This window comes from Vibrio cincinnatiensis DSM 19608 (assembly GCF_900167345.1).
Taxonomy (GTDB): Bacteria; Pseudomonadota; Gammaproteobacteria; order Enterobacterales; family Vibrionaceae; genus Vibrio; species Vibrio cincinnatiensis.
Genome location: NZ_FUXB01000007.1, coordinates 1 through 25,502, shown reverse-complemented (window position 1 = coordinate 25,502; position 25,502 = coordinate 1). Strand labels below are relative to the sequence as shown.

The following is a 25,502-nucleotide window of genomic DNA, read 5'->3' as shown; positions in this document are numbered from 1 at the left end:
TTTTGTTACCCATTATTCGGCACTATAAAAGCGGTTTGATTCGCTTTTCGACCGCTTCACGAGCACGGAAGATACGAGAACGCACCGTACCAACGGGGCAATCCATGACTTCTGCGATGTCTTCATAACTTAAGCCTTCTAGCTCTCGTAACGTCATCGCGGTTTTTAAATCTTCAGGCAATGCTTCTATTGCACTAAATACCGCCTGCTTCAATTCCTTGGACAACGTAATATTTTCAGGGTTCGATATTTCTTTGAGTGCATTACCACTTTCGTAAAATTCAGCTTCTTCAGCATCAACATCATTCGCTGGCGGCCGGCGGCTTTGCGCTACGATGTGATTTTTCGCGGTATTAACAGCAATGCGATATAGCCAAGTATAAAACGCACTCTCGCCACGAAATGTCGGGATAGCACGATAAGCTTTAATAAAGGCTTCTTGTGCAACATCCGCCACATCTCCAGAATTGCTCACATACCTAGAAATAAGATTGCAAACCTTGTTTTGATATCGTAATACCAACAGATTAAATGCTTGCTTATCTCCGTTCTGAACTCGCTCAATCAACACTTGATCGGTCAGTTGATCGTTCATTCGAGCGGTTACTCCTATTGTTATCTCCCCTACCTTCTCAGATATGGACTCTAATTGTGCAGAATGTTGTCTTGACACTGCCTACATGAGCTCTATTGTGACTCAATAAGCGAGGAAAAGTTCAAATATAAGGTAAAATATTTTTCTTAACACTGAGGTATTGTGCAGTAATGAGTTCGATATTAAAACGAAACTCGCCTTATTCTTCTCGTATTATTTATATTGCGTTAGTTGTGATTAAAGGTAGATAGACACAAATAGTGGGGATAGCCTTTAAAAAAGACAAGAGTATTTACAAAGTATTGCCTTTGGCAGCAAGATACCCTAATCCCCCGACTATCACTAAAGTGGGTGTGTTCGTGCGGTATGCCCAAGAGCAAAAGTGGTATTACCCCATACCATTCTCACTTGAGAGAAGGAAGTCTAAGGCTGAGATAAACGGATTCACGTAGCTTGATTCACGCTCGCTCGTTGGCCTAGCAAAACTGCTAACGATCAGAATACAACTCGTGTTTTATTTTAATCTAGAGTAGGAACACTCTACTTTAAGTTCAGGAAGTTAACCATTTTATGAACGTAAATCGAGAACATCAATGCGATGTATTAGTCGTAGGCAGTGGTGCCGCAGGATTATCTTTAGCGCTACAAGTCGCTGCACACTGCAACGTGATCGTATTGAGCAAAGGACCTCGTAGCGAAGGGGCAACCTATTATGCACAAGGCGGTATTGCTGCCGTCTTTGATGAATCCGACAGTATTGAATCCCATGTTCAAGATACCTTGATCGCGGGAGCCGGGATCTGTAATCAAGAAACGGTTCAATTTATTGCCGAACATGCCAAAGAATGTGTTCAGTGGTTAATTGATGGTGGCGTCCCCTTTGATCGGGAAGAAAATGACGATGATGAACACCCCCGCTATCATTTAACCCGAGAAGGTGGACACAGTCATCGACGCATTCTACATGCTGCTGATGCGACAGGCATGGCCATGCAAACATCCTTGCAAGACAATGTCCATCATCATCCAAACATTCGGTTGTTCGAACGTTACAATGCCCTTGATTTAATTACCGAAGATAAAATCGGAGGGGATGCGAACAAAGTAGTTGGAGCCTATGTCTGGAACCGTAATGTAGAACATGTGGAAACCATTCGTGCAAAATTTGTGGTTTTGGCGACGGGCGGTGCATCTAAAGTCTATCAATACACCTCAAACCCTGATGTTTCTTCTGGAGATGGCATAGCAATGGCTTGGCGAGCAGGCTGCCGAGTCGCTAACCTTGAATTCAATCAGTTTCATCCAACCTGTTTATATCACCCAGAAGCTCGAAACTTCTTACTTACCGAAGCCTTACGTGGCGAGGGGGCGTTCCTTCGTCGCCCGGATGGTTCTCGATTTATGCCCGACTTCGATGAACGCGCTGAATTAGCGCCGCGTGATATTGTAGCTCGTGCCATCGACTATGAAATGAAACGCTTAGGCGCAGACTGCATGTATTTAGACATCAGCCATAAACCTGCCGATTTTATTGAGAAGCACTTTCCTACCATTTACACCCGTTTGATGGATCTTGGTATTGATATGACCAAAGAACCGATTCCTATCGTTCCTGCTGCTCACTACACCTGCGGTGGCGTGATGATCAATCAACAGGGGCAGACGGATCTTGAGCAGTTGTATGCTATTGGTGAAGTCAGTTACACCGGTTTACATGGAGCAAACCGTATGGCCTCTAACTCATTACTGGAGTGTGTGGTTTATGCTTGGTCCGCTGCGCAAGATATTCTTCGCCGCTACCCGAGTGCACAAATGCCTTGCTCACTGCCAACCTGGGACGAAAGCAAGGTAACGTGCTCAGATGAAGAAGTGGTCATTCAACATAACTGGCACGAACTTCGCCTATTTATGTGGGATTACATGGGTATCGTTCGAACCGATAAACGTTTAGAGCGAGCACTGCGTCGCATTCAACTGCTACAACAAGAAACCCATGAGTACTACAGTAACTTCCGCGTTTCCAATAACTTGTTAGAACTGCGTAACCTATTGCAAGTAGCAGAATTGATGGTTCGTTGTGCCATGCTGCGTAAAGAGAGCCGGGGCCTGCACTACACGTTAGATTATCCCGATCTATTAGAAAATAGTGGCCCCACCATCCTTACTCCAGAGAAATAACCTCAACGGGAGCAATACTGCTCCCGTTTTAATTTTACCAATAACTGTCGGTAATCATGCTCAGAACAGCTATCTCGCCACAATAACCAGCATTTTCCCCGCCCTTGAATCCTCAAAAAAATAGGCTGATAGAGAAAGTCGACCTGTTGGAAAACAAAATCCTGTTCACCAACACGTAATTTTCCTGAACAATCAATGTCGACTTCACCTTGTAAAGATGCAGGAATCCAACTCAATAATGGATAAGAGAACAAAAGAGCGAACATCACGATGCTCACAACTAACGGAATGGGGGAAACCAATATCGCCCATACCAAGACCGCCAGCAGGGAGAAGGCGATGATATGGGCAAGAAAAGAAGGCTGTAAATAAAGCTTAACGGACCTTGCTAAGATTATGTGCGACAATTTTGTCTACCATCGCGGCATGGCCTAGGTTTTCGGAGCGACCATGTCCCATAATCCAAGTAAAAAGGTCGGGATCATCACATTCAAGTAACGAGACAAAATCTTTCTGCTCTGACTCGTTTAATGACTCAAAACACTCTTCAAAAAACGGCATGATAACCACATCAAGTTCAAGCATTCCACGTCGGCATGCCCATTTGATGCGAGCTTTCTCTTCCGCAGTGTACATTGGCTTTCCTCACCTTATGTTTATTTGCGCCAAGTGTAACAACCAATGTCTAATTCAACCAGTAGCTTGGTCACAGTCCCTGTTCAAGCTGACAAAAAAGTTGATCCAGATTAACATAATGGAAAGCATCTCACTTAGGTGAAGGATATGAACGGGAAAAACACATTGAAAACTCTACATATAAACAGCAATGATCCTCTGCCAGAATTGATGGTCAGTCATTTACCCCATTGGGGAGCCATTGAACTATCAGGAACCGACAAAAAAGCTTATCTACAAGGGCAAGTAACTTGTAATGTGGTGAGCTTAGCGGTTGGAGAAAGCTGTTGGGGTGCACACTGTGATGCAAAGGGAAAAGTATGGTCGGCTTTTCGTCTGTTTCATCATCGTAATGGCTATGCCATGTTTCAACCTCAATCGGCGATTGAAGCAGAGCTACGTGAATTGAAAAAATACGCCATTTTTTCCAAAGTTGAAATTAAAGAAAGTTCAGATGTCGCTCTTGGTATCATGGGAACGGGTGCTGAGGACTTGATCAATCAATTCACCTCTAGCCGAGAAAACGTTCGGCCGTTACCCTCAGGGAGTGCGGTCAAAATCGATGACCAACGCTGGTTGTTGTTGTTAGAAGAGTCGGCGGCGGAGGAATGGTTCAATAACTGTACAGCAAGCAAAGTGGATGCGGCTATGTGGACCTATTTTGATATTCAACAAGCGCAGCCGATTGTTGAAAACAGCGAACAGAATGCACATATTCCACAAGCATTGAACTTACAAGCACTGGGTGGGATCAGCTTTACAAAAGGCTGTTATACCGGGCAAGAAACCGTCGCCCGAGCCAAATACCGTGGAATGAACAAGCGGGCAATGTATATCGTACAAGGCAACACTCAGCAGCCTCTCAGCCAAGGCAAACCATATTCATTGGAACGAGCCGTTGGTGAAAACTGGCGCAATGCCGGAACGCTCATGGCTCATTACAATTTTGCAGACCAAACAGCAATGGGGTTAATTATCCTCCCCAATAACCTTGAACCAGAAACTAAACTAAGGCTAACCGAACAACCTGAAACTCGCTGGTCAATACGCCCATTACCTTATGCATTAGATGATGAATAAGCCGTTCTCTACCCCAATCACGCAGTATCTAGAAAAGCACAATATTGCCTACCAGCTACTGCCGCATAAAACGGCCACGACAACCATAGAGGAAACCGCACACCAGCGTGGAATTCTTGCCTGTCAAATGGTCAAAACCATACTACTGCGTGATATGGGAGATCGCCTTGCGTTGGCCTGCACTCCTGGCGATTGTTCCGTCGACCCTAAGAAAGTGCGTCAAGTACTAGAATGGCGACGTATGACCTGTGTCGATCGCGCTCAAGTTGAGTACTTTACTGGATATTCGGTTGGCACAGTCACCCCACTGTGCCTGAAAACAGCGATGCCTATCCTGTTTGATCATGCCATTTTACAGCACTCAACCGTCACCATCAGCAGTGGCTCTCCCTTCGCTGGGATTGCTTTATCAGTGCAAGATTTAGTTCAGCTGTGTCAGCCTATGTTTGCCCATATTCAGCGAACCGTGGTTGAAAATAATGTAATCGATAACAAAACATCGTGATTAACTGCAAATTTCCTTCACTTTCTTAATGAATTTTTAATCAAATTAAAAACATAAATAGTCGATTCATTTGTTTTAGTTTACTCTTCAGTTGTTGGTTAACATAAAGCAAGACTTGAATCTTGCCTATTTTAACCAATAAAAAGTGTATCGCTGATTATTTCAGGATATCCACTTTTTGTGTAATGCATCTGTGACTAATTTTGCCCACAAATTTCTGTGGGCTTTTTTTTACAAAACACTAACATCATCATTACCCATTTCCTTTTACTTCCGCTATTCTTAAAACTGTCACATTGATTTGGCTTAATAAGGGCCGCTTCAATTGCTCCCTTCACCTCATTGTCTTGGTGAATGAACGATGAAGCGGTGATTATGTCGAGAAAGCTTCCATATTTCAGAGTCGCTAAGTTTGCCGATGACAGCACAAATCACTAAAAAAATTAACTATCACTTTGGATATATCTGGTTAAATCACAGTATCACCTAGCGATTTACCTTACACTAAGTGAAATAAGGACAACAAAAAGGATCGAAGTATGAGATTGTTTAAGCGCTATACCCCCAGTATGATTGCTAAACACGTAAGTCGTCTTTTTAAAGGAAGAATCTATATCTATGGTGTGGGAAAATTTGAATTTGATAATGGAAAACTCATTCTTCCAGAACGTGCAGAACAGCGGCATTATCAAACCGTCAATGAAGTCAACCAAGAGATCCGACGTTTACGCTGTGCTTATGCTTGATCAAGATTGAAAACAAAACAGGGTTGGCATTAGCCAACCCTGTTTTGTTTAGTCAGAAGATCACCCGTGTTCATAAGCTGTCGCTTGCTTTTTCGCTAACTCGGGTAACTCACCCTTTAATCCCAAGGCATGCAGCATTATTTCTTCTCTTACGCCGGGAAACTGCCCCGCAAGACGCATTCCAATCCCGCGAATCAATTTTTTCGCAGGATTGCTTCCAGCAAATAAATCTTTAAATCCTTGCATTGCCGCAATCATTTTGGCGGCTTCTGCTTTTCGCCAACGCTCGTAATAACGTAAGTGTCTCGGATGGCCAATGTCTAAACCTTGCTGCCATGCCGCCAGCACTTCTTGCGCTAAACTCGCCGCATCTAACAAACCTAGGTTAACCCCTTGCCCAGCGAGTGGATGGATGGTGTGAGCAGCATCGCCCACTAAAGCAATACGCTCACTGATAAAATCACGAGCATAACGCGCTTTTAATGGAATCGAATAACGTTGCCCAACAAGTTCACATAAACCAAGTCGCCCATCAAACTCTGCGGTAAGAGTTTGATTAAACATCGACACCTCCATAGCCACTAAGCGCTCAGCTCGGCTAGGTTCCGTTGACCACACAATAGAGCTCATCTGCGGATCAGACAGAGGAAGAAAAGCTAATGGACCTTGCGGAGTAAAGATCTGCCTTGCTACCCCGTTATGAGGCTCACGAGTACAAATATTCGCCACTAGAGCACTGTGTCCGTAATCCCAGTGAGTAAGCGGGATATCGATTTGGCGGCGAACCCAAGAATTGGCACCATCAGCCCCAACTACCAGCTTCGCAGTCAATGACTGACCATTGCTTAACGTGAGCCAAGCTTCACTTTCGCCCATGGCAAGATTTTGGCATTGAGCGGGCATAAACAAGCTTACATTGGCTTGCTGTTTAACTTGATCCAGTAACGCTAATTGAATCACTCTATTTTCAACAATATGCCCCAGATTAGGCTGGGTCAGCTGCTGAGCAGTAAACTCAATGTGAGCAAAACTGTCTTGCTCCCAAACTTCCATCGCTTGATAAGGCGAAGCACGGCGCTTTATGATCCCGTCCCAAGCGTTCAAATTTTTCAACATTGTTTCGCTAGCACGGCTCAATGCGGAAACGCGGACATCAGGAAGCGGGTCAAGCCCCGCTTTCGGAATATGGCTTTCAATGGCCGCAATTCTCAAATCAGAATCTTTGAATGCTGCCGCAAGCGCAAGCCCAACCATTCCGCCGCCAACAATGGCAATATCCACACTTTTCATCATAAATTTGTACCTTTTACCGATTCACCACACCTAGGGTGCGCTGAAGTAAGGGCATGTTTAAAAATGGAACGCTGTCCATTGCCGCTAAACCGAGATTACGGCCAATACGAAGCGTCGGCCAATCATTAGAAAAGAGATGGACCAATGCAGACGTCAATTGGATCGTCGAACGGCGATCTGCTTCTCGACGCAGCCGAAAACGGTTCAATGCTTGGTAATCCCCAACCGAATCACCACGAGTGATCTCCTCTGCCAAGCTGGCAATATCTCGGATACCCAAATTGAACCCTTGCCCAGCAATCGGATGCAAGGTTTGCGCAGCATTGCCCACCATCGCAAAACGGTGGGAGATCATATTCTCTCGATACCGAAGCAATAATGGGTAGCGACTGCGTTCGCCCACTTGAATAAAGCGCCCTAAACGCCAACCAAAATCTTGCTGTAATTGTGCCAGAAATCGGGAATCATCCATTTGCATGATTTGCTGCGCATCAGAAGCAGAAAGACACCAAACCAGCGATAACCGGTTTTCACTCATCGGAAGTAAAGCTAAGGGACCTGAAGAAGTAAAACGCTCAAAAGCCCGACCTTGATGACGTTGATTCGTTTGCACATTGGCAATGATTGCTACCTGATGAAAATCCTGCTCTTGCAACGGAAAACCCAATTTTTCACAACACGTCGACATCGTACCATCGGCGGCAACTAACAGTTTCCCGACGATAATAGATTGATCCGACAACGTCACCGAAACCGACTCTAATGTGCGAGAGATATGAGTAACACTGACTGGACAATACTGAGTAATGTTTGAACATTGCGCCATTTTTTCAGCGTATAAGCCACCCACTCGCGCCAACTCAACCACATAGCCCAACGCATCCAGTTTAAGTGATTGAGCGTGAATTTCTGTCATACCCGCATGAGAACGGTCAGAAACATGAATATCCGTGATAGCGGTAGCGAGAGAACGCATATCATCCCATAACCCCCACTGTTCTAATAGACTAACCGTACCATAAGAAAGGGCAATCGAGCGAGCATCAAACCCGGGATGATCATGATGTTCAACCTGAAAGGCTTCAATCACAGCAATAGATAAGGTTCCTTGGCTCAAAGCATTTAATGCCAGAGCCAATGTCGCCCCCGCCATTGCTCCGCCGGCAATAATGACATCAAAAGATTGCTCGTCCCTCACCATCACCTCACTTAATGAATTATCGGCTTAGTTACAGGTTCAGGCTTACTGAACTCAATATGCAAAGTAAAAACACACGCTTTGATGTGCTCAATCACTTGTTCTAACAACAGAGCTTGCTGTTGTAGATCATCGTCTTCATCAATGGCTAATTTGGCGATTTCTTCTAAGTCTTGTAACGCTTCTTTCGCCTCCGCAGACGCTCCCGTTAGATGAACAGCAGCCAAACCCAGCCCAGAAATAAAGTGATTAACCCAATCAACCACACCATCGGCAAACTGGAACAAGGCTTCACCATCGTGGTTTACCGGAACTAACAGCGTTAGTTTAAAATCACGACTCACTAATTCACGATGAGTGGCTAAAAACAACTGCTTTGCTTGTTCGAGTGCTTGCGTAGGCCATCCCATGCCATCATTGGTATAATCAAAAATCAACGGTTGCCAACTCGAATCATCAACGCTTAATCCTCCCGTTAACATTCCCGCTAATAACCCATGCAGCTCGGCTGGATTAATTCCCAACGAGGCCGACTGTAGATCACTGGCTAATTGGTTATAACTGGGAAAAGTCGCTTCACTCATAATCACTTCATCTTGGTAAATAAACGCCATCCTACCACTTCAGCGATTAACCGAAAACGCCCATATGACCAGCTTTTGTGCAAATTGCCTAATAAGTAGTTTTTTATGCACCAATTCATGCTTATCCGTGTGAAAAGCTTGAATCTTAGTAGCGCTTTACCTATAGTTTGCCCTTCGATGGTTTGGCCATTGCCTCCCTCTTTAGTTACGCGAATAGAGTTCACTTATCATGAGTAATCAAGCGGTTGACGTAGAAATATTAGGCAAAGTAACCCGAGTAAATTGTCCCAGTGGACAAGAAAGCTCTTTGATACGTGCCGCACAAGATCTTGATCAACGATTGAAAGATATGGCTGAACGTACTAAGGTAACCAATGAGGTTAAGTTACTTACCATTGCAGCATTGAATATTTGCTACGAATTACAAACTGAGCGGCAAAAACAAAATGAACAGCAGTTGCAATTGAATCAACGAGTAGATGAACTCACGACGTCGTTGCAAGCCGCACTTAATAAAGTACAGCAAGGTAGCTAAAGTTTTACCCTGGAGTGTTCGTCAGTGGATGTCAGTCCCTGAGCCGATAAGCAACACCAAAGGGTTAGTATTTGGTCGCTATTGAGCAAGCTCGGCTCGTACCGAGAAGCCTACGGTAGCCATTGCTAATCCGCCTTGAACCAGCTGGTTCAAGGGCCTCAATCCTCAACGGCACTCTGGGGTTCCCTAATCTATGTCACAGACTCGTCAAGATCTTCGTCAACATATCCGCCAACGACGCAATCAATTGCCCAGTGAAATACAATTCCAGGCAAGCCAAGATTTAATCCACAATGCTGCACAGCAAGTGGAATTCAAGCACAGCCAGCACATTGCCTTATACCTTTCAACCGATGGCGAGCTCGATACAATGCCTCTCATTGAATGGTTATGGACACAAGGAAAATCCATCTACCTTCCCGTGTTGCACCCGTTTTCTAAAGGGCACCTACTCTTTTTGCATTACCAATTTGATACTCCGATGACTTACAACCAATACGGGATTATTGAGCCTAAATTAAATAAACAGTTAGTCAAACCGGTTAAAGAGTTGGACCTTATCTGTACACCACTGGTGGCTTTTGATGCACAAGGGCATCGGCTTGGCATGGGCGGAGGCTACTATGATCGAACACTTTCTACATGGTTTACTACCGGACAGGGAGCCAAACCGATAGGGTTAGCGCATGATTGCCAATATGTTGAAACATTACCCACCGAAAGTTGGGACATCCCACTCCCCAAAATTGTCACACCCACTCGCTCTTGGCAGTGGAAAGCGTGAAGTTCGTTCTCTCTATCTAAGTGAATAGTCACCTTCACCAGTACATCTGTCGGTTTTTTGAGTATATAATCGCGCCCGCACACGCATTAACTCATTAAACCATGATCAGGAGATAGGCATGACTCAAGATGAGATGAAAAAAGCCGCCGGTTGGGCTGCACTAAAATACGTAGAGAAAGGCAGTATTGTTGGCGTCGGAACCGGTTCAACGGTCAATCACTTCATCGATGCACTCGGTTCTATCAAAGATGACCTTAAAGGTGCGGTATCCAGTTCTATCGCTTCTACCGAAAAACTCCAAGCGCTTGGTATCAAAATCTACGACTGCAATGAGATTGAGCAGTTAGACATTTATGTTGATGGGGCGGATGAAATCAATCCAGAGAGATCCATGATCAAAGGTGGTGGCGCCGCCCTGACTCGTGAAAAAATTGTCGCAGCTATTGCCAACAAATTTATCTGTATCGTCGATGACACCAAAGCCGTTGAGGTTTTAGGCCAGTTTCCTCTCCCAGTGGAAGTCATTCCCATGGCTCGCGCTTATGTGACCCGAGAACTGACCAAATTAGGTGGCAGCCCTATCTATCGTGAAGGTGTAGTGACAGATAACGGCAATATTATTCTTGATGTCCACAACTTACACATTAACGATCCTAAAGCATTAGAAAGCCAGATCAACGCCATCACAGGTGTTGTGACGAATGGTTTATTTGCTCATCGTGGAGCCGATGTGGTTATCACGGGCACGGCACAAGGTGCGAAAATCGAAGAATAAGATTGATAAAATCTCTATTTTTCTGTTAGTTGATGACAAACGGTACTCCAAGTGCCGTTTTTTGCTCTTTTTCTATAAGAAAATTATTTCTTATTACGTAATTTCCTTACCCAAATGACAAAATATTTGTTAGTTTAATGAGGTGAAGTAACAAAAGGAAAACGTTTGCGTTAAATAAAACAAGTCAAATAATCGACGTTTTACTTGATGTTTGCTTTATTAGCCCACCATTCCATATTTAAGGACGAGAATAATGGCCAAAGTTTCACTGGAAAAAGACAAAATCAAGATCCTACTCCTTGAAGGACTCCATCCATCATCAGTAGAAGTTTTGCAAGCTGCTGGCTATAGCAATATTGAGTACCACAAAGGTTCTTTAGAAGAAGCTGAACTTATCGAAGCCATCCAAGATGTGCATTTTATCGGTATTCGCTCACGCACCAATTTAACCGAAAAAGTCATCAACGCAGCCAATAAACTCGTTGCGATCGGCTGTTTCTGTATTGGAACCAACCAAGTAAACCTTGATGCGGCCGCTAAGCGAGGCATTCCGGTATTTAATGCTCCATTTTCCAATACTCGAAGCGTGGCAGAGCTGGTATTAGGAGAAATTCTTCTCCTTCTTCGTGGTATTCCTGAAAAAAATGCTCTTGCTCATCGTGGGATCTGGAAAAAAAGTGCCGATAACTCCTATGAAGCACGGGGAAAATGTTTAGGGATCATCGGTTATGGGCACATTGGTACACAGTTAGGCATCATTGCTGAAAACTTAGGGATGCGTGTTTATTTTTATGACATAGAAAATAAACTTTCATTAGGCAACGCGACTCAAGTCCACACCATGAGCGAGTTGCTTAACAAATGTGATGTCATCTCCTTACATGTCCCAGAAACACCTGAAACTAAGAATATGATGGGTAAAGAAGAGTTTGCTCGTATGAAGCCAGGTTCTATCTTTATTAATGCTGCACGTGGAACCGTGGTTGATATCCCCGCACTCTGTGATGCATTAGCCTCAGGACACATTGCCGGTGCCGCTGTCGATGTTTTCCCTGTCGAACCGGGTTCAAACAAAGAAGCCTTTGAATCCCCGCTTATCGAGTTTGATAATGTACTACTGACTCCTCATGTTGGTGGCTCAACTCAAGAAGCGCAAGAAAATATTGGAATTGAAGTGGCAGGAAAACTGGCTAAATACTCCGATAATGGATCAACACTCTCTAGTGTCAACTTCCCTGAGGTATCGCTACCACAACATCGTGACTGTTCGCGTTTGCTGCACATTCATGAGAACCGCCCAGGTATTCTGACCCAAATCAACACGATTTTTGCTCAAGATGGCATTAACGTGGCTGCACAATACTTGCAAACCAATGCAAGCATTGGATATGTGGTGATTGAAGTTGAAACGGCCCGTTCGGAAGAAGCACTCGCTAAGTTGAAGAGCATTGATGGTACTATCCGTGCCCGTATTTTGCACTAAGCTTAATGCGTGTAACAAAAAACCAGCCGCTATTATGGGCTGGTTTTTTATTTATGGATAAGAGGAAATAACCGTGATTAGCCGCGTAAGGCTCGCTCTCCTCGCGTCATTCCAACCACACCGCTTCGAGCGACTTCAATCACATCTGTAATTTCAGAAATAGCATCAATAAAAGCATCCAATTTATCACTGGTCCCCGTTAACTGAACAGTATATTGAGCCGAAGTGACATCCACAATTTGCCCACGAAAAATATCTGCGGTCCGTTTCACTTCCGCTCGAGCAAAACCACTGGCTTTGACTTTGACCAGCATCAGTTCTCGCTCAATATGTTCAAATTCCGAGACTTCCTGCACTTTTAACACATCAATGAGCTTATGCAGCTGTTTTTGGATCTGTTCTAGTTGCATTTCATCTGAAGTGGTAGTGATCGTTAACCGTGACAAGGTTTCATCGTCCGTCGGAGAAACATTGAGTGTTTCAATGTTATAGCCACGTTGAGAGAACAAGCCCACCACACGCGATAATGCACCTGGCTGGTTTTCTAGTAATAATGAAATAATGTATCTCATATTAAGTTCTCTCCGTTTTGCTTAGCCACATTTTGTCCATTCCCTCGCCTTTGATCTGCATCGGATAGACATGCTCTGTTTCATCAACATTGATATCAACAAACACCAAACGGTCTTTCATATCCAAAGCTCGTTGTAATCCTGCTTCTAATTCACTGGGCTTCGTAATTCGGATCCCCACATGCCCATAAGCTTCAGCAATCGCAGCAAAATCAGGGACAGAACTCATATAAGAGTTAGAGTGACGCCCTTGATAAATAATATCCTGCCACTGTTTCACCATTCCTAAGAAACGGTTGTTTAAGTTAATAATTTTCACCGGAATATCATATTGCAGTGCCGTAGAAAGCTCTTGAATATTCATTTGAATACTGCCATCTCCTGTCACGACTACAACTTCTTCATCAGGTAAAGCAAACTTCACTCCCATTCCAGCAGGTAAACCAAAACCCATCGTGCCTAGGCCACCTGAATTGATCCACTGACGAGGCTTATCAAAAGGATAATAGAGCGCAGCAAACATCTGATGTTGGCCTACATCTGAAGCAACATAAGCTTGACCTTTAGTTAACTTAAATAAGGTTTCAATGACTTGCTGAGGCTTAATTCGCTCAGCCGATTTCTCATAACTCAAGCATTGACGCTCACGCCAGCCTTGGATGTCATTCCACCACAGTTCTAAAGCTTGGCTATCATTTCCTTCAGCTTGCTCTTCGAGCAACTTAAGCATGGTTTCTAACACCTGATCAGCAGAACCCACAATGGGTAAATCCACTTTGACATTCTTAGAGATCGAAGAGGGATCAATATCAATCTGCATCACTTTGGCATTCGGACAGTATTTTTCTAGGTTATTGGTGGTACGATCATCAAAACGAACCCCAACACCAAAGATCAAATCAGCATTATGCATCGCCATATTAGCTTCATAGACGCCATGCATTCCTAGCATACCAAGGAAATTTTTATGCGTGCCCGGGAAAGCTCCCAGCCCCATCAGTGTACTCACAACAGGCAGATTTAATGCCTCCGCAAGTTGGCGAATGTGCTTATCCGCGTGTGAAATGATCGCACCACCACCAATGTACAACACTGGTTTTTTTGCTGCTAATAGTGCTTTTAACCCTTTCTTAATTTGCCCTTTATGCCCAGAAGTGGTGGGATTATAGGAGCGCATTTTAATCGTTTCTGGGTACTGATAAGGAAACTTTATCAGCGGGTTCATCACATCTTTAGGAAGGTCGATAACGACCGGGCCAGGACGCCCCGTTGAGGCAATATAAAAAGCTTTTTTAATGGTTTCAGGAATATCCTGAGCATCTTTCACTAAAAAGCTATGTTTGACGATAGGTCGAGACACTCCAACAATATCGCATTCCTGAAAAGCATCATTACCAATTAAATTAGTAGCAACGTTACCAGAAATCACAATCATGGGAATGGAATCCATATAGGCCGTAGCAATACCAGTCACGGTATTGGTAGCGCCTGGGCCTGAGCAAACCAACACAACGCCAGGTTTCCCTGTCGCTCGGGCATAACCATCGGCCATATGGGTTGCGGCTTGTTCGTGACGAACGAGGACATGTTTAATTTTATCGGTTTTTTCGTGCAAAGCGTCATAGATATCAAGAACCGATCCACCAGGATAGCCAAAAATCTGTTCTACGCCTTCTTCGATCAGAGATTGAACCACCATCTCTGCACCCGATAACATTTCTGTACTGGGTAACATTGTCATTTTTTCTCCTTACCTTTTCTCACCACAAGGTCAGTGGATGAGCTAGGTCTTACATAGTCTAGGGCTTATTCGTAGCCTAATTCGAAAACACTCCGCTTTCGGCTATGTCCTGCACCAGTCATAACCAGTGCAAGGTAACGCAACAACTTTACCCCTTTATTTTTCATCGGTCTAACCACTCAAACCGCACATTTTTTAACAATATAAGGAAAAAAACCGATAGAGAGGATTCAATACCAGACAAACACTTAGAACCAGTGATAAAAACAATTAAGTTATGAAAAAAAAGAGAAATATTTTATGACAAAAAGAGTATAAGGGGGGAATGCATCGGTTTTCAGAGAGTAAACCATCGAACAAGGCAATGAGAAATCATTAACCATTGAACGATGGAATAGAAAAACTGTTAATCTTTGGGTTTATCGTGATACATTTCATCGATTTCTTGCTGATATCGATCATTAATCACTTTGCGGCGCAGCTTTTGTGTTGGTGTGAGCTCCCCTTCATCCATAGAAAACGCTTTTGGCAAGAGTTTAAATCTCTTCACTTGCTCAAACTTCGCTAACCCTTTCTGAAGTTCATTGACTCGTTTTTCAAATAACTCAATGATTTGACTATGTTTTAGTAATTCTATCCGATCATGATATTTGATATTCAACTCTTTGGCATACGATTCAAGCGTATCAAAACAAGGAACGATCAGCGCTGAAACAAATTTACGAGTATCGGCAATCACGGCGATCTGTTCGATAAAATGATCTTTACCGATCGCCCCTTCTACCACTTGCGGCGCTATGTATTTTCCGCCTGATGTCTTCATTAACTCTTTAATGCGATCCGTGATAAATAGGTTACCCTGTTCATCAATGTGCCCAGCATCCCCGGTTTTTAAAAATCCATGTTCATCAAAGCTTTGCTCTGTTTCTTCTGGCATTTTATAGTAACCACGCATGACCATAGGTCCACGCACTAAAATTTCGTTATTCGCGCCGATTTTCACTTGAACACCCGGCATGGATAACCCAATGGAATCAGGGTTAAAAACATGATCATCCCAACAAGAGATCGTAGCGGTCGTTTCGGTCATGCCATACCCAAGCTTGACGTTAATGCCAATCGCATGGAAAAAGCGTCCAATCGTTTCATCTAATTTAGCACCACCACAAGGCATAAAGTGAATTCGGCCGCCAAGTAATCCACGCAGTTTCGATAAAACTAATTTATCTGCCAAACCATAGCTGTGCTGCAACAAAAACGATGGCTGACGTTTTTGTTGTTTGCATAACGCCATCTTCGCTCCCATGTTCACCGCCCAAGTAAACAAAGCTTTACGATGAAATGGGGCTTTCGCTACTTTTTCATGTATGGCAGAGAAGATTTTTTCATAAAAACGCGGCACCGCACACATCACCGTTGGGCGGATTTCTGACAATGCTTCTCGAACTAACCCAACCTCTTGCAAATAACAATTGGTGGCCCCTTTATAGAGAACATAGCAGGTCCAAGCCCGTTCAAAAACATGGGAAAGTGGCAAAAAGCACAAAGAGATATCCTGACTAGACAGGTTTAGTCGTTGATCATGCCCTTCCAATTGAGCGCCAATATTTCGATAATCGATCATGACCCCTTTAGGTTGCCCTGTCGTACCCGAGGTGTAAATCAAGGTATAAAGATCATCATAATTTGCAGCCGCCAAACGCGCAGTTAACTCTGCTTCTTGGAGAGCGGAGCCTTGTGCAATAAAATCATCCCAAGAGAAGGCGTGCACAAACCCTTTCAGATCAACCTGATCATTCATAACCACAATCAATTGCAGTTGTTCACACTGTTCAAAAATCGACAATGCCGCATCATATTGTGGTTGATCCCCCACAAACAGAATTTTTACATCAGCATTTTGTAAAATATAAGCCGATTGATCTGGTGTATTGGTGGGGTAAATAGGCACCGTGACTAATCTGGCTTGTAACGCCGCAAAATCAGCAATCGTCCATTTCGGCATGTTAGAGGAAAAAATGCCAATTTTATCTTGAATGCCCAGTCCAAACGATAATAGGGCTAAAGAGACCAGATCAATTTGCTGGCCAAATTCATGCCAACTGATCCCTTGCCACTCGTTATCTACTTTATGTCGTAACGCTATGCGATTTCCGCCAAGAGAGACTTGCTCTTTAATGCATTTGACAATATGAAAATCTAAATTGACCATTTCTCTTACCTGTGGCTTACACTTGTAAGCTGTATTTTGAGCGCACAAGTGTACATTCAAGATGTCAAAAGACAACTGACCCGTATCAAACTTTTACAAAATCTCAGTGCGACAAAAATAAAAAAACCTTAGGTCAGAACTTTCCCTAACCTAAGGTCAAAGTAAAGTACGAATAAGTGTTACTTCAGAGCAACGACTTCGCCACAAGTCACCATCAGTTGATCTCGCAACCAAATGTGGCCCTTATCTTTCTCGCTAGATTCATGCCAGCTTAGGTAGCCATTAATGCAGGCATTTTCAAATGGGAAGGCCAGAATTTGTAACTGCTCTTTATTCGCCGCATGTTCAACCATCCAACGAGGAGCAATGGTCACTAATTCAGACTGCCCGACCACATAAAGTACATTGCTTAAACTGGTACCTTCATAGCTCGGATGACAATCAAGATCGCGGTACGCTTGCTCAGAGAAGCTGCGTTGCCCATGAACTTTCGATAATTTAGCATGTTGCTCATTGGCTAAAACTTCACGAGTGATTTCACCTTGAATTCTCGGGTGTGACTTCGCAGCCACGACCACCAGCTCATCTTGGAAAATTTCAGTACTAGAAAAACCTTGTTCATCAAACCGAGCATAATCAATCACGAAATCAATTTCCTGATAACGCATACGTTCAGCTAATTTTCGATCAAACTCTGCATCTAAATGCAATTGCACATGAGGGGCCTGTTCATGAATGCTTGCCATAATTTTTGGTGCAAACCGAATATCACAAGGGCTACAAATCGCCAATTTAAATAAACGTGTTGAACTTTCAGGAGAAAACACTGAACTGGGTAGCTCGTTACGAATTAATTGCAAAGCTTGGCGAATTGGGCCGAACAATTGACGAGCACGCTGAGTCGGCTGAATACCACGACCTTGGCGCATAAAAAGCTCATCATTAAACATGACTTTTAGCCGAGCAACCGCATTACTAACGGCGGGTTGAGACATACCCAAATTATGAGCAGCTCGAGTAATATTTTGCTCTTGCATTACCGCATCAAACACGGTGAGCAGGTTCAAATCGACACTTCGTAAAGTGCTTTCCATACGATAGCTTGCAATCGCGCTTATCGGATCTTTTTTATTGTTAAGCATTAAGTACGCCTCTTTTTTTATTGTTCAATTCGCCACTGGTGATAGGTTCAAATCAGAGTAACGAAGAGAAAACTGAATTATTTATTATCCAGATGGTTTCTGGCTGAGTTGTACTATCAACCATTCATTCATTGAATATCAACACGATTGATAAAAAGTCAGTAAATTTTACCCAATTATAAAAAAAACCAATATATTTCAAAATATTGGCTTTTTATAAAAAAAGATAAAAAATATTTTTATAGCGGTTTTTACAAAACATTGACGAGACAAATGAATGCGCGTATAGGCAAAACCTAATATTCACAACAAAGATAAGAGTGGGTGGATAATATATTTTTCAGCTAATTAATGACAGCGTAACTAGGAAAGTCAACTTGCTGCCATAATAGGTTACATAGCTCAGAATGGTCGTTCCATTCGCCCTTGATCACCCAGTCTGCCACAGCACTAGCAACATCCGGATAATTCACTCGTTCAGCATAGTATTCATTAAGCCATCGACTTATCGCAGAGGCATCTAAGAAATCCATACTACTGGCTAATCCTAATAGCTCTAGTGTGGCAACATTACTCTGCTGCTCAAACTGACCAAAAAGAGGCTTTAGTAGTAACTTTTTACCGAGCGATAAAGCTTCAGAAGGCAGTTCAAAGCCTCCATTGGCAATCACGCCACTACAACGATGTAAATGATGCTGGAAAGAACGATGACATAAAGGCTTCAACTCAATATTTTCGACCATTTGTTCTTTTACCACCTGAGGGTGATAGAAAACAAATTGATGATGAGAAAAACGAGTTAGCAAATCACAAACTTGCCTTATTTCTTCAAAAGGAAGATACACTAAGATGAAACGTTCATTTCCCACGGATGAGGATTGGGTCTGAACAATAGGAGGAAGAATCGATTGATTAAAATGATACCAGTGGAGAGCTAAATGATAATCAGCAGGGGCAAAGTACTGCAAAATCGTTTTATCAAGCCAAGTTGCCCCTTTAAGCGGTACTGAATAACGAAATGCATTTTGATGACTTAAACTGATACAAGGTACTCCTTGGTGCCGCGCCGCCCACGCACTAACAGGTTCAAAATCATTAATAACCAAATCGTACCCCGTAAGGTCTAATCCCCTCACTTCCTGAAAAAAAGCCCAAAGATTAGTTTGCATTACGGTTTTCAAATAATGCACTTCCCCCCGCTCAGTAACAAAACTTAACCCGCGCCGAACATGAAAATCACCAAAACACTCCATAGAAAAATAATCGGTTTTCTCTCTTCCAGAAAACAAAAAATCGACCGGAATATTACGTTGTGAAAATGCCTGACTCATTGCTCTGGCTCGAGTAATATGACCATTTCCTGTCCCTTGAACGCCATATAGAATTCTCATATCCCTCCCTCCATAAAAAAGAGCGCTAACATGGCGCAACTGGTGCCTAGTAACGCACCAATAATGACATCCGTGAGAAAATGCACACCAAGTAAGATTCGAGCGGTACCAATAAAACCGGCCCATAATAAAGCCAGAAAAGACAACGGGGGATAAAAATGGCCAATCACGAAGGCCATCAAAAAAGCGGCAGCCGTATGCCCTGAAGGTAAACTATATCGGTCAGATGGGGTGATAAATGCAGTTAATAGTGGTGAGAACTCTTCTGGTCGACGGCGCTGAAAACTATTTTTAAGCCCCCAATACAGAGGTAACTCGATTGCAAATGCAATCACTCCTGTGATTAAAAAAGTTACGCCATTTAGGCTATCACCTACCCAAGCAAGCAGCCCAAACAGTAGATATAGATGCCCATCGCCAGTATGAGATATCGCTTTGCTGACTCTGGCGATAGGTTGATTAAACTTATGGTGTAAACAAAAAACAGAAAAAGCTAAATCTAACTTAGCAATCGGTTCAATGGCACGCATGCATCCCCTCTCCTTGCTTGGGTTCAACCCCTTCAACATAAGTAAGAGAGATGACAGATCTGTGACTGTTTCTTTGTGAATCTATGAATTTAAGCAATCCATTATTAATCAAATAGATAGATAATCATTATCATTTTATATAAACCTTTATGTATCTATCAGATAAGAAATAAGTTTCTTGCTTTCCAGAAAAACAAATCCAATATGAATAAAAAATCAACTTAATGGTTGACGTGTCAGGTTGAGTGCGGTACTAATTTGTTAACTTAATAGTGTGGAATGTTACTGATGACATCACGTTTTTCTCTCCTGCTGGGCCTACTCCTTATCGTGAACCATTCGCGCGGGTAGATTGTGGAAGAAAAATAACACACAAGTTTACATAGAACCCGCATCGAGATGCGGGTTTTTTTATAAGTATATTCAGGAAGTAAACGATTAACTGTCGAAATCAGGGAGCTAATATGAGCGATCAAGTTATTATATTCGATACAACATTACGTGATGGTGAACAGGCATTGTCTGCTAGCCTTACGGTGAGAGAAAAACTACAAATCGCCTATGCTCTTGAACGACTAGGAATCGATGTGATTGAAGCCGGTTTTCCCGTTTCCTCTCCCGGGGATTTTGAATCCGTTCAAACGATTGCTAAACATATTAAAAACAGCCGAATTTGTGCCCTTTCTCGAGCGGTAGAGAAAGACATCGATGCCGCAGCAGAAGCATTAAAAGTGGCAGAGGCGTTTCGGATTCACACCTTTATCTCAACCTCTACCATCCACGTTCAAGATAAGCTACGCCGCAGCTATGACGATGTTGTAGAGATGGCCATTCACGCTGTTAAGCATGCTCGTAACTATACCGATGATGTTGAGTTCTCTTGTGAAGATGCAGGAAGAACACCCATTGATAACTTATGCCGGATGGTTGAAGCCGCAATTAATGCCGGAGCCTCCACCATTAATATTCCTGATACCGTTGGTTATACCGTCCCAAGTGAATTTGGTGGCATCATCCAAACCCTGTTTAACCGAGTGCCTAATATTGATAAAGCCATCATTTCAGTCCACTGTCATGATGATTTGGGGATGTCGGTCGCTAACTCCATCGCAGCGATTCAAGCAGGGGCACGCCAGGTAGAAGGGACCATTAATGGCATTGGTGAACGTGCTGGTAACTGCGCTCTAGAAGAAGTGGCCATGATCTTAAAAACTCGCCAAGACCTATTGGGTGTTCAAACCAACATCCGGCATCAAGAGATCAGCCGAACCAGTAAGTTGGTCAGCCAACTGTGCAACATGCCCATTCAAAGTAATAAAGCCATTGTTGGATCAAATGCCTTTAGCCACTCATCGGGGATTCATCAAGACGGCGTATTAAAGAATAAAAACACTTATGAAATCATCACGCCAGAATCGATTGGCCTAAAAAACCAGGCACTCAACTTAACCAGTCGCAGCGGCCGAGCTGCTGTTAAGAGCCATATGGATTCAATGGGTTATAACGAAAATGAATATAATCTTGATGCGCTATATGAAGATTTTCTAAAGCTGGCTGATCGTAAAGGTCAAGTCTTTGATTATGATCTAGAAGCATTAATGCACTTCTCAAATCTACGTGAAGAAGATGATTTTTATAAGTTAAACTACCTTAGCGTACAGTCAGGTAGCATCATGGCAACCACAACCATTAAGCTGCAATGTGGTGAGGAAGAGAAATGCGAGGCCGCCGTAGGAAATGGTCCTGTCGACGCTCTTTACCAATGTATTTATCGTGTCACGGGTTATAACATCGTTTTGGATAAATTTGACCTCACCGCAAAAGGAGAAGGTGAAGATGGATTAGGCCAAGCGGATATTATCGCTAACTATAAAGGCCGAAAATATCATGGTACGGGTGTTTCGACTGATATAGTTGAAGCATCAGGGCAAGCTTTACTTCATGTCATTAACAGTATTCATCGAGCTGATCAAATTGCCGAGATAAAGCAGAATAAAAAAATCGCTACCGTATAAAATTTAGCGTTAGCAAACACAATTGAAATAAGAAATAAGAAATAAGAGAAGGACGACTATGACGAGTAAAAATTACCGGATCGCCGTTTTACCCGGTGATGGCATTGGCCCAGAAGTCATGCAGCAAGCTCATAAAGTGCTGGATGCGATTGAACAGAAATATGCATTAACCTTTACACGTGAAGAACATGATGTAGGTGGCATCGCCATCGATAATCATGGTTGTCCACTTCCAGATTCAACTTTGCAGGCTTGCGAACAAGCCGATGCGGTTTTATTTGGCTCTGTTGGTGGACCGAAGTGGGAACATTTACCACCGAATGATCAACCTGAGCGTGGCGCTCTACTGCCATTACGTAAACATTTCCAACTATTTTGTAATTTGCGCCCTGCAAAAATTCATCGTGGATTAGAAGCTTTTTCACCACTACGTGCGGATATTTCTGCTCGAGGTTTTGATATTGTCGTTGTGCGCGAATTAACGGGGGGAATTTATTTCGGCCAACCCAAAGGGCGCGAAGGAGAAGGGGCGAATGAAAAAGCCTTTGATACTGAAGTCTATCACCGCTTTGAAATCGAACGAATCGCTCGTATCGCCTTTGAATCGGCTCGCTTACGTCGCCAAAAAGTCTGCTCTATCGATAAAGCTAACGTATTGCAAAGTTCGATTTTATGGCGCGAAGTCGTAACAGAAATAAGCAACGAATATCCAGATATCGAGCTATCACATATGTATATCGATAATGCAACGATGCAATTAATCAAAGATCCTGCTCAATTTGATGTCATGCTTTGCTCCAATATCTTCGGTGATATTCTCTCCGATGAGTGTGCGATGATCACCGGTTCAATGGGCATGTTACCTTCTGCTAGCATCAACGAAAGCAAATTTGGATTATATGAACCAGCAGGTGGCAGTGCCCCCGACATAGCAGGAAAAAACATCGCAAATCCTGTCGCACAAATTCTCTCGGCAGCGCTTATGCTACGTTATAGTTTAGGTGAAGAACAAGCCGCACAATCAATTGAAAAAGCCGTTAGCCAAGCGCTTGAAGCTGGGCAATTGACAGGCGATCTCACTAGTGGAAAGCCTGCACTATCAACCTCTGAAATGGGCGATGTTATCGCACAATATATTCTAAACTCATAGTTTTTAGAGCCGACAATGATCGGCTCCAATTGGCTCATTGAGCTCAAGGAAGAAGCAATGTCAAAAGCAAAAACCTTATACGAAAAAATTTATGACGCTCATGTGGTCGTTGCCGCAGCAGGTGAAAACCCGATTCTGTATATTGATCGTCACCTAGTCCATGAAGTCACCTCTCCTCAAGCCTTTGATGGTTTACGAGAAAAAGGACGGAAAGTTCGCCAAGTGGAGAAAACGTTCGCCACAATGGATCACAACGTATCAACCACTACCAAAGATATCAATGCCTCTGGTGAAATGGCACGAATCCAAATGGAAACACTCGCCAAAAACTGTGCAGAATTTGGAGTCACCCTTTATGATTTAAACCATAAATATCAAGGTATTGTTCATGTCATGGGACCAGAGCTCGGTATTACTCTACCAGGAATGACGATTGTTTGTGGTGACTCTCATACCGCAACACACGGAGCATTTGGCTCACTTGCGTTTGGTATTGGTACTTCAGAAGTTGAACATGTGCTAGCAACCCAAACACTGAAGCAAGCTCGCGCTAAAACCATGAAAATTGAAGTCAAAGGCAAAGTTTCCCCTGGTATTACCGCTAAAGATATCGTGTTGGCCATCATAGGTAAAACGACTGCAGCAGGTGGTACAGGCTATGTTGTTGAATTTTGTGGTGAAGCGATCAAAGATCTCTCCATGGAAGGTCGAATGACCGTCTGTAATATGGCAATTGAACTTGGTGCGAAAGCCGGCCTGATCGCACCAGATGAAACCACCTTTAATTATATTAAAGGACGCAAATTTGCTCCTCAAGGCGATGATTTTGAAGCCGCTGTGGCCTATTGGAAAACTCTCGTCACCGATCCAAACGCTGAATATGATGCAGTTGTCACTCTTGATGCTACAGAGATCAAGCCTCAAGTAACTTGGGGCACTAACCCTGGGCAAGTTATTGCGGTTGATGAAAAAATCCCTTCACCTGATAGCTTTAGCGATCCCGTTGAGAAAGCATCTGCAGAAAAGGCACTGGCCTATATGGGCCTAGAAGCAGGAAAATCCTTGTCTGATTATCAAGTGGACAAAGTCTTTGTTGGCTCTTGTACTAACTCCCGAATCGAGGATATCCGCGCAGCTGCAGCAGTAGCCAAAGGCAGAAAAGTAGCGCCCCACGTGCAAGCTCTGATCGTACCGGGTTCTGAACAAGTAAAAGCCCAAGCAGAAGCCGAAGGATTAGATCAAATTTTCATTGATGCCGGTTTTGAATGGCGCTTACCCGGTTGCTCAATGTGCTTAGCGATGAATAATGACCGATTAGGCCCAGGTGAACGCTGCGCATCCACATCAAACCGAAACTTTGAAGGAAGACAAGGTCGAGCGGGTCGAACTCACTTGGTGAGTCCAGCCATGGCCGCTGCTGCCGCCATAGCTGGGCATTTTGTCGATATTCGTCAATTCAACTAATTTAAGAGGAAAGAAATATGTCAGGTTTCCAAACTCATACAGGCTTAGTCGTACCTCTTGATGCTGCGAATGTCGATACAGATGCCATCATACCAAAACAGTTTTTACAAAAAGTAAATCGCATAGGATTTGGTAAACACCTTTTCCATGATTGGCGATTTTTAGATGATGAAGGTCAGCAACCTAACCCAGATTTTGTGATGAATAAACCTCGTTACCAAGGAGCAAGTATTTTGCTTGCTCGTGAAAACTTTGGGTGCGGCTCTTCACGCGAACATGCGCCATGGGCTCTCGCTGACTATGGAATTAAGGTCATGATCGCACCAAGCTTTGCCGACATCTTCTATGGTAACTCAATCAACAACCAGATGGTTCCCGTTCGTTTAACAGACCAAGAAGTTGATGAACTTTTTCTGTTTGTACAAACACATGAAGGAGCACAAATTACCGTTGATCTTGAATCATTGAACGTTAATGCAAACGGCAAAACCTATCAATTTGAAATAGATGAATTTCGTCGCCATTGCTTGCTAAACGGTCTAGATAATATTGGCTTAACACTGCAGCATGAAAGTAAAATCGCCACTTATGAAGCAAGTATACCCCGCTTTTTAAAATGAAGAATCATAAGGGCTACCCAAAGGTAGCCCTTTTATGTATCCATATAAAATTTTAATTATGTACAACGCATGGGATATTTTTGGAAGGTACAGACAGATAGGGTAATCAAAATCTAGATTTTCTTAATTTTCTTGAGGAATATAAGTAAAAAGCCCCTGCATAAACTGCAAGGGCTTGGTAAATAAACCTGGCGATGTCCTACTCTCACATGGGGAAACCCCACACTACCATCG

24 protein-coding genes and 1 other RNA gene are annotated in these 25,502 nt (G+C 43.2%); 13 read left to right on the top strand and 12 right to left on the bottom strand.

What is annotated here, in order from left to right:
* Positions 1–22: 22 nt before the first annotated feature.
* Positions 23–595, bottom strand: a complete 573-nt coding sequence (gene rpoE, locus B5D54_RS07865; RefSeq protein WP_078925990.1) for an RNA polymerase sigma factor RpoE — start codon at positions 593–595, stop codon at positions 23–25.
* A gap of 570 nt (positions 596–1,165) precedes the next feature.
* Between rpoE and nadB the strand changes: the two genes are divergently transcribed.
* Positions 1,166–2,773, top strand: a complete 1,608-nt coding sequence (gene nadB, locus B5D54_RS07860) for an L-aspartate oxidase (protein WP_078925989.1) — start codon at positions 1,166–1,168, stop codon at positions 2,771–2,773.
* A 2-nt stretch (positions 2,774–2,775) separates the two neighbouring features.
* Here the strand turns inward: nadB and B5D54_RS07855 are convergent, their stop codons facing one another.
* Both B5D54_RS07855 and B5D54_RS07850 read right to left on the bottom strand, forming a co-directional pair.
* Entirely contained in the window at positions 2,776–3,180 is a 405-nt protein-coding gene (locus tag B5D54_RS07855; RefSeq protein WP_139364775.1) for a protein YgfX, read from the bottom strand.
* A complete protein-coding gene (locus B5D54_RS07850; protein WP_078925986.1) occupies positions 3,149–3,409 on the bottom strand; it encodes an FAD assembly factor SdhE in 261 nt (86 codons plus the stop codon). Before B5D54_RS07850 ends, B5D54_RS07855 begins: the two co-directional genes overlap by 32 nt.
* Positions 3,410–3,556: 147 nt before the next feature.
* Between B5D54_RS07850 and ygfZ the strand changes: the two genes are divergently transcribed.
* From ygfZ to B5D54_RS07830, 3 genes are all read left to right on the top strand, one after another.
* The gene (ygfZ, locus tag B5D54_RS07845; protein WP_078925985.1) at positions 3,557–4,528 is read left to right on the top strand and encodes a tRNA-modifying protein YgfZ; all 972 of its coding nucleotides are present in this window, start codon (positions 3,557–3,559) and stop codon (positions 4,526–4,528) included.
* Positions 4,521–5,033 carry an aminoacyl-tRNA deacylase gene (locus B5D54_RS07840; protein ID WP_078925984.1) on the top strand — a complete coding sequence of 171 codons (513 nt, stop codon included), beginning with the start codon at positions 4,521–4,523 and terminating at the stop codon, positions 5,031–5,033. The genes ygfZ and B5D54_RS07840 overlap by 8 nt, the downstream gene beginning before the upstream one ends.
* A 539-nt stretch (positions 5,034–5,572) precedes the next feature.
* Positions 5,573–5,779, top strand: a complete 207-nt coding sequence (locus tag B5D54_RS07830; RefSeq protein ID WP_078925982.1) for a DUF1107 domain-containing protein — start codon at positions 5,573–5,575, stop codon at positions 5,777–5,779.
* 60 nt (positions 5,780–5,839) lie between these two features.
* On the opposite strand, the gene B5D54_RS07825 is transcribed toward B5D54_RS07830, so the two are convergent.
* The 3 genes from B5D54_RS07825 to B5D54_RS07815 are packed head-to-tail and all read right to left on the bottom strand — an operon-like array spanning position 5,840 to position 8,854.
* Positions 5,840–7,072: an FAD-dependent 2-octaprenylphenol hydroxylase gene (locus tag B5D54_RS07825; RefSeq protein ID WP_078925981.1), complete on the bottom strand. Its 1,233-nt coding sequence runs from the start codon at positions 7,070–7,072 to the stop codon at positions 5,840–5,842.
* Positions 7,073–7,085: 13 nt separating this feature from the next.
* Positions 7,086–8,273, bottom strand: a complete 1,188-nt coding sequence (gene ubiH / locus B5D54_RS07820) for a 2-octaprenyl-6-methoxyphenyl hydroxylase (RefSeq protein WP_078925980.1) — start codon at positions 8,271–8,273, stop codon at positions 7,086–7,088.
* Between the two features lie 8 nt (positions 8,274–8,281).
* Positions 8,282–8,854, bottom strand: coding sequence for a YecA/YgfB family protein (locus B5D54_RS07815; RefSeq protein WP_078926147.1), 573 nt, complete (start codon positions 8,852–8,854; stop codon positions 8,282–8,284).
* A 229-nt stretch (positions 8,855–9,083) separates the two neighbouring features.
* Here B5D54_RS07815 and zapA point away from each other — a divergent pair, with 229 nt between their 5' ends.
* The 5 genes from zapA (at position 9,084) to serA (ending at position 12,431) form a co-directional block, all read left to right on the top strand.
* Entirely contained in the window at positions 9,084–9,389 is a 306-nt protein-coding gene (zapA, locus tag B5D54_RS07810) for a cell division protein ZapA (RefSeq protein ID WP_078925979.1), read from the top strand.
* A gap of 3 nt (positions 9,390–9,392) precedes the next feature.
* Positions 9,393–9,576: non-coding RNA, 6S RNA (gene ssrS / locus B5D54_RS07805), on the top strand.
* A 6-nt stretch (positions 9,577–9,582) separates the two neighbouring features.
* Positions 9,583–10,173 carry a 5-formyltetrahydrofolate cyclo-ligase gene (locus B5D54_RS07800; RefSeq protein ID WP_078925978.1) on the top strand — a complete coding sequence of 197 codons (591 nt, stop codon included), beginning with the start codon at positions 9,583–9,585 and terminating at the stop codon, positions 10,171–10,173.
* A gap of 118 nt (positions 10,174–10,291) precedes the next feature.
* The gene (rpiA, locus tag B5D54_RS07795; RefSeq protein ID WP_078925977.1) at positions 10,292–10,948 is read left to right on the top strand and encodes a ribose-5-phosphate isomerase RpiA; all 657 of its coding nucleotides are present in this window, start codon (positions 10,292–10,294) and stop codon (positions 10,946–10,948) included.
* Positions 10,949–11,201: 253 nt separating this feature from the next.
* Positions 11,202–12,431 (top strand): phosphoglycerate dehydrogenase, encoded by a 1,230-nt coding sequence (gene serA / locus B5D54_RS07790; RefSeq protein ID WP_078925976.1) that lies wholly within the window; start codon positions 11,202–11,204, stop codon positions 12,429–12,431.
* 77 nt (positions 12,432–12,508) lie between these two features.
* On the opposite strand, the gene ilvN is transcribed toward serA, so the two are convergent.
* The 6 genes from ilvN to B5D54_RS07760 all read right to left on the bottom strand — a co-directional run bounded on the left by ilvN (position 12,509) and on the right by B5D54_RS07760 (position 20,019).
* Positions 12,509–13,003 carry an acetolactate synthase small subunit gene (gene ilvN, locus B5D54_RS07785; RefSeq protein ID WP_078925975.1) on the bottom strand — a complete coding sequence of 165 codons (495 nt, stop codon included), beginning with the start codon at positions 13,001–13,003 and terminating at the stop codon, positions 12,509–12,511.
* A gap of 1 nt (position 13,004) precedes the next feature.
* Complete coding sequence (locus B5D54_RS07780) at positions 13,005–14,738, bottom strand: acetolactate synthase 3 large subunit (RefSeq protein ID WP_139364776.1); 1,734 nt, start codon at positions 14,736–14,738, stop codon at positions 13,005–13,007.
* A 412-nt stretch (positions 14,739–15,150) separates the two neighbouring features.
* Complete coding sequence (locus B5D54_RS07775; RefSeq protein WP_078925973.1) at positions 15,151–16,956, bottom strand: AMP-dependent synthetase/ligase; 1,806 nt, start codon at positions 16,954–16,956, stop codon at positions 15,151–15,153.
* 179 nt (positions 16,957–17,135) lie between these two features.
* Positions 17,136–18,098, bottom strand: coding sequence for a transcriptional regulator LeuO (leuO, locus tag B5D54_RS07770; protein WP_078925972.1), 963 nt, complete (start codon positions 18,096–18,098; stop codon positions 17,136–17,138).
* A 344-nt stretch (positions 18,099–18,442) separates the two neighbouring features.
* Positions 18,443–19,489 (bottom strand): MJ1255/VC2487 family glycosyltransferase, encoded by a 1,047-nt coding sequence (locus B5D54_RS07765; protein WP_078925971.1) that lies wholly within the window; start codon positions 19,487–19,489, stop codon positions 18,443–18,445.
* Positions 19,486–20,019 carry a phosphatase PAP2 family protein gene (locus tag B5D54_RS07760; RefSeq protein WP_078925970.1) on the bottom strand — a complete coding sequence of 178 codons (534 nt, stop codon included), beginning with the start codon at positions 20,017–20,019 and terminating at the stop codon, positions 19,486–19,488. Before B5D54_RS07760 ends, B5D54_RS07765 begins: the two co-directional genes overlap by 4 nt.
* Before the next feature lie 464 nt (positions 20,020–20,483).
* On the opposite strand from B5D54_RS07760, the gene leuA reads away from it, so the two are divergent.
* From leuA to leuD, 4 genes are read left to right on the top strand one after another with little or no spacing between them, the layout of a single operon-like run.
* The gene (leuA, locus tag B5D54_RS07755; protein ID WP_078925969.1) at positions 20,484–22,034 is read left to right on the top strand and encodes a 2-isopropylmalate synthase; all 1,551 of its coding nucleotides are present in this window, start codon (positions 20,484–20,486) and stop codon (positions 22,032–22,034) included.
* Positions 22,035–22,092: 58 nt separating this feature from the next.
* On the top strand, positions 22,093–23,184 hold the full coding sequence (gene leuB / locus B5D54_RS07750) for a 3-isopropylmalate dehydrogenase (RefSeq protein WP_078925968.1): 1,092 nt from the start codon (positions 22,093–22,095) through the stop codon (positions 23,182–23,184).
* Between the two features lie 57 nt (positions 23,185–23,241).
* Positions 23,242–24,648 carry a 3-isopropylmalate dehydratase large subunit gene (leuC, locus tag B5D54_RS07745; protein WP_078926146.1) on the top strand — a complete coding sequence of 469 codons (1,407 nt, stop codon included), beginning with the start codon at positions 23,242–23,244 and terminating at the stop codon, positions 24,646–24,648.
* 17 nt (positions 24,649–24,665) lie between these two features.
* Positions 24,666–25,268 carry a 3-isopropylmalate dehydratase small subunit gene (leuD, locus tag B5D54_RS07740; RefSeq protein ID WP_078925967.1) on the top strand — a complete coding sequence of 201 codons (603 nt, stop codon included), beginning with the start codon at positions 24,666–24,668 and terminating at the stop codon, positions 25,266–25,268.
* Positions 25,269–25,502 lie beyond the last annotated feature (234 nt).

Coding starts and splice junctions, on each gene's coding strand:
- ilvN (WP_078925975.1), bottom strand. CDS start 13,003: ATGAGATACATTATTTCATTATTACTAGAAAACCAGCCAGGTGCATTA.
- B5D54_RS07780 (WP_139364776.1), bottom strand. CDS start 14,738: ATGTTACCCAGTACAGAAATGTTATCGGGTGCAGAGATGGTGGTTCAA.
- B5D54_RS07800 (WP_078925978.1), top strand. CDS start 9,583: ATGTCACAGACTCGTCAAGATCTTCGTCAACATATCCGCCAACGACGC.
- leuC (WP_078926146.1), top strand. CDS start 23,242: ATGTCAAAAGCAAAAACCTTATACGAAAAAATTTATGACGCTCATGTG.
- B5D54_RS07840 (WP_078925984.1), top strand. CDS start 4,521: ATGAATAAGCCGTTCTCTACCCCAATCACGCAGTATCTAGAAAAGCAC.
- B5D54_RS07815 (WP_078926147.1), bottom strand. CDS start 8,854: ATGAGTGAAGCGACTTTTCCCAGTTATAACCAATTAGCCAGTGATCTA.
- zapA (WP_078925979.1), top strand. CDS start 9,084: ATGAGTAATCAAGCGGTTGACGTAGAAATATTAGGCAAAGTAACCCGA.
- B5D54_RS07775 (WP_078925973.1), bottom strand. CDS start 16,956: ATGGTCAATTTAGATTTTCATATTGTCAAATGCATTAAAGAGCAAGTC.
- B5D54_RS07830 (WP_078925982.1), top strand. CDS start 5,573: ATGAGATTGTTTAAGCGCTATACCCCCAGTATGATTGCTAAACACGTA.
- B5D54_RS07760 (WP_078925970.1), bottom strand. CDS start 20,019: ATGCGTGCCATTGAACCGATTGCTAAGTTAGATTTAGCTTTTTCTGTT.
- leuB (WP_078925968.1), top strand. CDS start 22,093: ATGACGAGTAAAAATTACCGGATCGCCGTTTTACCCGGTGATGGCATT.
- ubiH (WP_078925980.1), bottom strand. CDS start 8,273: ATGGTGAGGGACGAGCAATCTTTTGATGTCATTATTGCCGGCGGAGCA.
- B5D54_RS07765 (WP_078925971.1), bottom strand. CDS start 19,489: ATGAGAATTCTATATGGCGTTCAAGGGACAGGAAATGGTCATATTACT.
- B5D54_RS07850 (WP_078925986.1), bottom strand. CDS start 3,409: ATGTACACTGCGGAAGAGAAAGCTCGCATCAAATGGGCATGCCGACGT.
- nadB (WP_078925989.1), top strand. CDS start 1,166: ATGAACGTAAATCGAGAACATCAATGCGATGTATTAGTCGTAGGCAGT.
- serA (WP_078925976.1), top strand. CDS start 11,202: ATGGCCAAAGTTTCACTGGAAAAAGACAAAATCAAGATCCTACTCCTT.
- leuD (WP_078925967.1), top strand. CDS start 24,666: ATGTCAGGTTTCCAAACTCATACAGGCTTAGTCGTACCTCTTGATGCT.
- leuO (WP_078925972.1), bottom strand. CDS start 18,098: ATGCTTAACAATAAAAAAGATCCGATAAGCGCGATTGCAAGCTATCGT.
- rpoE (WP_078925990.1), bottom strand. CDS start 595: ATGAACGATCAACTGACCGATCAAGTGTTGATTGAGCGAGTTCAGAAC.
- leuA (WP_078925969.1), top strand. CDS start 20,484: ATGAGCGATCAAGTTATTATATTCGATACAACATTACGTGATGGTGAA.
- rpiA (WP_078925977.1), top strand. CDS start 10,292: ATGACTCAAGATGAGATGAAAAAAGCCGCCGGTTGGGCTGCACTAAAA.
- ygfZ (WP_078925985.1), top strand. CDS start 3,557: ATGAACGGGAAAAACACATTGAAAACTCTACATATAAACAGCAATGAT.
- B5D54_RS07825 (WP_078925981.1), bottom strand. CDS start 7,072: ATGATGAAAAGTGTGGATATTGCCATTGTTGGCGGCGGAATGGTTGGG.